The following is a 6,516-nucleotide window of genomic DNA, read 5'->3' as shown; positions in this document are numbered from 1 at the left end:
GCTTACACGTTCCGCGAGAAGAAACCTTCACTTAATATCAGATTCACTCAAGCTCTTCCACTTGTAGGGTTGTGATTCTTATGTCGAACTCACGTTACATTAGTACTCATGTAATGAGTATTGGAATCAATTTTTAATCAATGTTTATCTATTGGAAGATAAAGATTGCATCAAATGGTGATTAATATGAAAAAATTCCTGTACTGGATGCTCCTCTGTCTTCCGCTTTTGTCATGGGCAGAGAGTGGGCGGGTTGATATTGCCCGTTTTTCCCAAAGCGATTTGAGTGGTTGGCAGACGAAAGTATTTGCTGGGAAAACGCATTATGTGCTTAAAAACAATGATGGAAAAATCGTTTTGCACGCTGATAGCAAGGCTGCTGCCTCAGGGCTTTATCGCGAGATAAAAATCGATCTTGGCAAGACACCCATCCTTAACTGGAGCTGGAAGGTTGACAACATATTAGTAGGTAACAATGAGCGCACCAAGGCTGGTGATGATTATCCAGTGAGAGTCTATGTCGTGTTTTCAGGTGGCTTAGCGTTCTGGCGTACTCGCGCCATCAACTATGTGTGGTCGAACAGGCAGCCAGTTGGGAGTAGCTGGCCTAACGCCTTTACAAGTAATGCACGCATGATCGCTGTAGAATCTGGTTCCAAGCGGATCGATCAATGGGTCAGCGAGCGCCGCAATGTGCATGATGATTATCGATTATTGTTTGGTGAGGAACCCCCTCATCAGGTCGATGCTGTAGCCATCATGACTGATACGGATAATACCGGTGGTGCGGCAACAGCCTGGTATGGAGATATCTGGTTTAGTGAACAATAATTCATCGTCAGTGATTATGATGGATGAAATGGCCCTGGTTTTGGTTTGTAAACGACCTGCACTGGGGGTTGGCAAGCAGCGTCTTGCAGTCAGCTTGGGTATGAAAAGAGCACAGCAGATCGCACAAGCACTTTTGGCCTGTGCCCTGGAAGATGCGAAGAATTGGAATGGTCCTGTAGTGATTGCACCTGCATCGGAGGAGGATTACGATTGGGCAACAACCTTGCTGCCATCATCCATAACGGTATGGATACAACCACAAACAATCGGCAACCTCGGCCAGCGTCTCAATGAGCTCGATAGCAGGCTACGTTACGAGGGATTGAAGCAGTTGGTTTATATCGGCAGCGATGCGCCAATTCTGGCACATACTGATTATGCAGCATGCCGTGCTGCCTTGCAGCATCATGATACGGTATTGATACCGGCAAAAGATGGAGGAGTTGCGTTGATGGCTAGCTGCAGTCCCTGGCCAGTGCTGACTGATCTGCCGTGGAGCACCGATCAGTTAGGAGCGACCTTGATGGGTTGTTGTCGTGGTGCAGGTCAGTCGGTTGCGGTATTGGAGCAACGTTCTGATGTGGATGAGCTAGAAGATTGCTTGGAATTAGTCACACTATTACAACATGATGCTCGGCCAGCCCGGCGCCAACTCCATGCGCTAGCACGTGCCATTGCTTACACTTTGAAAATTCATCATGTTCAGTTTTAGCGTCATCATTCCGTGTTATCACGATGAAGAGAAGCTGGCACGGCTACTTGGAGCGTTTCAAAAATTGCCGCATCACCCCGCGGAGATCATCGTTGTCGATGGGGCGAATAGTCAAACTTGTCGCGATATGTGTGCCCAGCACGGTGCGTGCTGGGTAGCCAGTGAACCTTGTCGTGGACGGCAGTTGTTGCAGGGTGCGGCGTTGGCCCAGGGGGATGTATTCTGGTTTCTGCATGCTGACCTGCGCCTGCCTCCTGATCCGTTGACAGCGATGACTCAAGCGCTTGCGCAAGGTGCAGTTGGCGGCTATTTCCGTTTTCAGTTTGACGCACCACGCGCCTGGCCAGCATTGATACTGGAGCCTGCTATTGCCCTGCGCAGTCGTTTTGGAGTGCCTTATGGTGACCAGGGAATTTTTGCCAAACGGAATGCTTATTTTGCGATAGGAGGGCATGCACCCTGGCCGCTGTTTGAAGAAGTGTCATTGGTGCAAGGACTACGTAGTTTGGGACATTTTCAACCATTACTGGAACCATTATGGGTTGATCCACGTCGCTGGCAGCGTGACGGCTGGTGGCGGCGCACCTGGCACAATCGACAATTGGCAATCCGCTTTGCATGCGGCGTATCACCTGATAAATTAGCAGAACAGTATCGCGCTCGCCATTCCTGATAATTTTTACAATAGGAGAAATCTCATGCAAGAAATCGTTCAGAAATACTATGGTGAAACGCTGACCAGTTCTACTGATCTGCAAACCAATGCTTGCTGCACGGATGGAGTCTTGCCCGAATATGTCAAACCCTTGCTGGCAAAAGTTCATAGTGAAGTGCTGAATCGCTACTATGGCTGTGGTCTGGTGCTGCCGCAGTTGCTGGATGGTTTGACAGTGCTTGATCTCGGTTGTGGTGTTGGGCGGGATGTTTATGTGCTGTCTCAACTGGTTGGAGAACAGGGTCAGGTCATTGGCGTGGATATGACTAAAGAGCAACTGGCTGTGGCGCGCAGGTATGAAGACTATCATCGTCAGGCGTTTGGTTATGCTAAGAGTAATGCGCGCTTCCTGCATGGTGATATCGAGCGCTTGCATGAGCTGGAACTGGTCGATGCCAGTATTGATGTAATCGTATCTAATTGCGTGATCAATCTTGTACCAGATAAAGCGGCAGTATTACGCGAAGCCTGGCGAGTGCTGAAATCCGGCGGAGAATTGTATTTTTCGGATGTCTATAGCGATCGACGCATTCCAGCCGTGTTGGCGCGTGATCCTGTTTTGTACGGGGAGTGCCTGGGCGGAGCATTGTACTGGAACGATTTTCTGCAGCTTGCTCGCCGATGTGGTTTTATTGATCCGCGCTTGATGGATGACCAGCCTGTGACAATTGGCAATGCGCAGCTTGCTGAGCGTACCGGCAATATCCGCTTCTATTCTGCAACTTATCGTCTATTCAAGCTGGACAATCTGGAGCCTGCTTGCGAGGATCATGGTCAATCAGCCGTATATCGTGGCACGATTCCGCACCATCCGCATTTGTTTATCCTCGACAAACATCATGCGATCGAGGCAGGTCGACAGTTTCCTGTTTGTGGTAATACTCTGCGCATGCTGCATGACACGCGCTTTAGAGAACATTTCGATTTTTACGGTAATTTTGATCGCCATTTTGGCATTTTCCCAGGTTGTGGGATGGGCTTGCCTTTCGATGATGGTGCAATTGCCATAAGTGGAAAAGCAGGCGGTGGATGCTGCTAGAACATGGATACAAAGGATATCCGCAGCTCAACCCCAAGCATGAACCGGTCTGATTTATGGTATCGCACACCGGAAGGGGAGTCGCGCGGGTTCATCCAGGCGCATGGACTGGAAGAAGTCTGGTTCCATACCGGCACCGCTTGTAATCTGGCTTGTCCTTTTTGCCTTGAAGGCTCAAAACCTGGTGATAACCGTCTGCAATTGGCGCGCTTTGATGATGTGCAGCCATTCATCGACGAAGCTGTATCGCTCGGTGTACGGCAGTTTTCCTTTACCGGTGGTGAGCCTTTTATCAACAAGGATATCGTACGTATACTCGATGCTGCGTTACAGTATCGGCCTTGCCTGGTGCTCACCAATGCGACAGAGCCGCTGATCAAACGCCTTTACCAGCTTGAGTCGCTGCTCAAACGGCCTCACCCACTGCATTTCCGGGTAAGCCTCGATCATTTCGATGCGATGCAGCATGATCAGAACAGGGGGCCGGGGATGTTTGCCCGTGCGCTGGAAGGAATGCGAAGACTTTATCAGAAGGGTTTTTCCTTATCCATTGCGAGTCATGTAATTCCTGGCATGGATGCGAATGAGGTGGCTAGGCGTTTTAGCGAAATACTTGAAGCAGCGGGTTTACCAGGTGATCTGCCGCGTATTGAATTTCCGGAATTTCATCCCCCAGCAGCAAACATCATCGTTCCTCAAATCACTACGCACTGCATGACCACCTACCAAACTGAAAAGACTCGCCAACAGTTCATGTGTTCTTTCAGTAGAATGATCGTCAAAATCAATGGCAGAATGCAAGTGTATGCCTGTACGCTGGTGGATGATGATCCTGACTATGCGCTGGCTGAAACGCTTGCAGAGAGTTTGCAAGTTCCGGTCAGCATGAAACATCATCGCTGTTACAGTTGCTTCCGTTTTGGAGCTTCATGCAGTGAGCTGAAGTTATCGGAATAATCCAGGAGAAGAAGATGAATAAACGCTGGTGGTTACTCGGGCTTCTATTGGTGTTGATCGGATTATTTTTCATCTTTGATCTAGAGCGTTTTTTTAGTCTGGAAGCCCTCAAGGTGAGTCATGATGCGCTTATGCAGGCTTATCAGGAACAGCCAATTTGGCTGATCAGTCTGTATGCCATAACCTATATTGTTATGGCGGCGCTTTCGTTACCGGGTGCCACCGTGATGTCGCTAGCAGGCGGGGCGGTATTTGGCTTCTGGATAGGGGTGCCGGTTGTGCTGATTTCAGCCACTGTCGGTGCCACGCTTGCTTTTCTGGCGGCACGTTATTTGTTTCGTGATATGGTGCAACACCATTTTGGTGATCGTCTCGAAGTGATTAACCGGGGAATTGAACGGGATGGCGCTTTCTATCTTTTCTCATTGCGCTTGGTGGCCGCCTTCCCTTTCTTTCTGATTAACCTACTGATGGGGCTTACGGCAATTCGTGTCAGTACTTTTTTCTGGGTGAGTCTCATCGGCATGCTGGCTGGATCGGCTGTCTACGTCAATGCGGGTACCCAGCTTGCTACCATTACCAGCCTATCCGATATTTTGTCACTCCCATTGATCGGCTCATTCTTGCTGCTAGCTATTTTTCCATGGTTGGCCCGGTGGGCACTGGGTATCATCAAACAGAGGCGGCTCTATGCACGCTGGCCCAGGCCAGTCCAGTTTGATCGTAATCTGGTGGTGATTGGCGCAGGTGCAGCAGGATTAGTGACATCCTATATCGCTGCTGCCACGCGCGCCAAGGTGACGCTGATCGAAAGCCATAAAATGGGCGGTGATTGCCTCAATTATGGTTGTGTTCCCTCCAAGACATTGATTCGTACAGCTAATTTTGTCAAGCAGGCAAAACACGCTCAGTCACTAGGCATAGACCAGGTGGCGCTCGACTATGATTTCAGTGATGTCATGGCGCGCGTTCGCCGCATCATCCATACCGTCGAGCCGCATGATTCAATAGAACGTTATACTCAGTTAGGGGTTGAGGTGATAGAAGGTGAAGCGCGTATCACCTCACCTTGGACGGTGACGGTGAATGAGCAAACTTTGACCACGCGTGCCATTGTTATTGCAACGGGTGCCAAGCCATTTGTTCCGGTTATTCCGGGGTTGGAACAAGTCAACTATTACACCTCGGAAACCATTTGGTCACTCACGCAGCGGCCTGAACGGCTGGTAGTGCTTGGTGGTGGACCAATTGGTTGTGAATTGGCGCAAGCGTTTGCCCGTCTGGGTTGTCAAGTCATCCAAGTCGAACGTGATCGCTTGATGATGCGCGAAGACGAAGAAGTAGTCACGCTGGTTGAAACAGCGCTGCAAGCGGATGGTGTGCGAGTATTGACGCAGATGGAAGTGGTGCGCTGTGAAAAAGAGGGCAACGAACAGCGGCTACTCGTACGTGACCGAACAGGTAAAGAGGAAATGCTGTCATTCGACGCCTTGCTGTGCGCGGTCGGCAGGGCTGCGCGCACGGAGGGATTTGGCTTGGAGGAATTGGGCATTCCGTTGACCCCGAAACGTACTATCGAGACAAATGGCTGGCTGCAAACGATTTATCCCAATATTTATGCTTGTGGCGATGTGGCGGGACCTTATCAATTCACGCATACGGCTGGGCACCAAGCCTGGTATGCCTCGGTCAATGCGTTGTTTGGTCATATCAAACGCTTTCAGGTTGATTATTCCGTGATTCCATGGGCGACGTTTACCGACCCAGAAGTGGCGCGGGTTGGTTTATCCGAACAGGACGCAAAAGCACGCAGTCTCGCCTATGAAGTGACGCGCTATGAATTGAAAGAGCTCGACCGTGCCATTGCTGATGAAGCTGCGCATGGTTTCATCAAAGTATTGACAGTACCAGGTCGAGACCGGATATTAGGCGTAACCATCGTCAGTGAGCATGCCAGTGATCTGTTGGCAGAATTTGTGCTCGCCATGAAACATGGCCTGGGGCTTAATAAAATTCTGAGCACGATCCATACTTATCCTACCTGGTCTGAAGCCAATAAATATGTTGCGGGGGAATGGAAGCGCCAGCATATTTCACCATACTTGCTAAACTGGGTAGAGCGTTATCATGCCCGCAGGAGGAGTCAATCATGAGATGTTTAAGGCAATGAGGTATGCTGAGTTTTATGGAGTCCAAAGTTTCATAAAATATAGACATGGAATGGAGGATATAGATGGAACAATTACCCCGAACACGATATAG

At 49.7% G+C, this 6,516-nt stretch carries 6 protein-coding genes; all 6 read left to right on the top strand.

Annotated elements, in window-relative coordinates; translation table 11 throughout:
• Positions 1–186: 186 nt before the first annotated feature.
• Genes BLV54_RS14160 through BLV54_RS14135 form a run of 6 tightly spaced genes read left to right on the top strand, consistent with a single transcriptional unit; the run spans position 187 to position 6,407 of the window.
• On the top strand, positions 187–831 hold the full coding sequence (locus BLV54_RS14160; protein ID WP_090572259.1) for a DUF3047 domain-containing protein: 645 nt from the start codon (positions 187–189) through the stop codon (positions 829–831).
• Complete coding sequence (locus tag BLV54_RS14155; RefSeq protein ID WP_256329529.1) at positions 821–1,543, top strand: TIGR04282 family arsenosugar biosynthesis glycosyltransferase; 723 nt, start codon at positions 821–823, stop codon at positions 1,541–1,543. The genes BLV54_RS14160 and BLV54_RS14155 overlap by 11 nt, the downstream gene beginning before the upstream one ends.
• A complete protein-coding gene (locus BLV54_RS14150; RefSeq protein WP_090572256.1) occupies positions 1,530–2,216 on the top strand; it encodes a TIGR04283 family arsenosugar biosynthesis glycosyltransferase in 687 nt (228 codons plus the stop codon). Before BLV54_RS14155 ends, BLV54_RS14150 begins: the two co-directional genes overlap by 14 nt.
• Positions 2,217–2,241: 25 nt before the next feature.
• A complete protein-coding gene (locus BLV54_RS14145; protein WP_090572255.1) occupies positions 2,242–3,297 on the top strand; it encodes a methyltransferase domain-containing protein in 1,056 nt (351 codons plus the stop codon).
• A 3-nt stretch (positions 3,298–3,300) separates the two neighbouring features.
• Positions 3,301–4,254: a radical SAM protein gene (locus BLV54_RS14140; protein ID WP_218132416.1), complete on the top strand. Its 954-nt coding sequence runs from the start codon at positions 3,301–3,303 to the stop codon at positions 4,252–4,254.
• Positions 4,255–4,268: 14 nt separating this feature from the next.
• Positions 4,269–6,407, top strand: a complete 2,139-nt coding sequence (locus tag BLV54_RS14135; RefSeq protein WP_090572254.1) for an FAD-dependent oxidoreductase — start codon at positions 4,269–4,271, stop codon at positions 6,405–6,407.
• The last annotated feature ends 109 nt before the right edge of the window (positions 6,408–6,516 follow it).

The organism is Nitrosomonas sp. Nm33 (assembly GCF_900107265.1).
In the GTDB taxonomy this organism is placed as follows: domain Bacteria; phylum Pseudomonadota; class Gammaproteobacteria; order Burkholderiales; family Nitrosomonadaceae; genus Nitrosomonas.
This window is presented reverse-complemented; position numbering and strand designations above follow the sequence as displayed.

Excerpts from the sequence above, each read along its gene's own strand:
- BLV54_RS14150 (WP_090572256.1), top strand. The coding sequence starts at position 1,530 with ATGTTCAGTTTTAGCGTCATCATTCCGTGTTATCACGATGAAGAGAAG.
- BLV54_RS14160 (WP_090572259.1), top strand. The coding sequence starts at position 187 with ATGAAAAAATTCCTGTACTGGATGCTCCTCTGTCTTCCGCTTTTGTCA.
- BLV54_RS14135 (WP_090572254.1), top strand. The coding sequence starts at position 4,269 with ATGAATAAACGCTGGTGGTTACTCGGGCTTCTATTGGTGTTGATCGGA.
- BLV54_RS14145 (WP_090572255.1), top strand. The coding sequence starts at position 2,242 with ATGCAAGAAATCGTTCAGAAATACTATGGTGAAACGCTGACCAGTTCT.
- BLV54_RS14140 (WP_218132416.1), top strand. The coding sequence starts at position 3,301 with ATGGATACAAAGGATATCCGCAGCTCAACCCCAAGCATGAACCGGTCT.